The following is an 878-nucleotide window of genomic DNA, read 5'->3' on the forward strand; positions in this document are numbered from 1 at the left end:
CGCCATCGTCAGGCTGAGGATGCCGTCACTCTTCTCGATCTTGATATGCTCGCTCATTGGTCTTCTCCTCTGGGAAATCTGGTTTGCAGGCTGGTCAGCCAGCGCGCGACGACATCGATCTCGGCTTCGCTGAATCCTTCGGTCAGGCGCGCGTTGACCTCGACGAGCCCGGCCTTCGCCTGCGCCAGCGCCGTGCGGCCGGCCGGCGTCAGCCACAGCCGCCACGCCCGGCCGTCGTCCGGATCGGCGCGTCGCTTGATGAGGTCCGCGGCCGCCATCCGGTCGACCAGCCCGCTGATGCCGGGCGGGCCAAGGTCGAGAGCCGCCCCCGCCTCGCCCATCAGCACGCCGTCGCGCTGGCCGAGAATGAACAGCAATCCGGATTGCGCCGCCGTCACGCCGCTGTGCTGCGCCCGCGCCGCCATCCAGCGCTGCAGCCGGCGCTGCGCGACGGTGAGCAGGAATACCAGCCGGGGCTCGCGGCGCGGGCTCACCGCGATGATCTCGGGTATTTAAGTTCGCATGCGAACTATCTAGACGATGGCAACGGAGTTGTCACCAGGTCCTCGGGCGGGGCTGTTCACCTTCGGCGCCTGAGAGAGATGCCCGTTGAGACCGGCGCGGACAGAAATCCTACGCGGCACAATGACTTGGACAAAAAATCGATTTTCGATTGACGATCCCCCCTTCTCTCGCCAATCTCCACCCGCCATGGGCAGTATCGGGTTGAGCTTCAGTGATGATCTGGCGGACGAACGGCCGCGAAGCCTGACGTCGGCCGTCCAGGAACGCCTGCGCGCGGACATTCTCTCGACCCGCCTGCTGCCGGGCCAGAAGCTGCATATTGCAGGCCTCGCCAAACAGTTTTCGGTCAGCCT

General features: G+C 65.5%; 2 protein-coding genes. One reads left to right on the forward strand and one right to left on the reverse strand.

All coding sequences use genetic code 11. The annotated features are described in order from the left end of the window. Positions 1-53: 53 nt before the first annotated feature. Positions 54-494: a MarR family winged helix-turn-helix transcriptional regulator gene (locus tag ACEYW6_RS36380; protein ID WP_412983634.1), complete on the reverse strand. Its 441-nt coding sequence runs from the start codon at positions 492-494 to the stop codon at positions 54-56. A 151-nt stretch (positions 495-645) separates the two neighbouring features. Between ACEYW6_RS36380 and ACEYW6_RS36385 the strand changes: the two genes are divergently transcribed. Continuing rightward, a partial coding sequence (locus tag ACEYW6_RS36385) for a GntR family transcriptional regulator (RefSeq protein WP_412983635.1) occupies positions 646-878 on the forward strand: 233 nt, incomplete at its 3' end.

Origin of the sequence: Nostoc sp. UIC 10607, from assembly GCF_047228265.1 — a bacterium.
GTDB classification, from domain to species: Bacteria; Cyanobacteriota; Cyanobacteriia; order Cyanobacteriales; family Nostocaceae; genus Nostoc; species Nostoc foliaceum_A.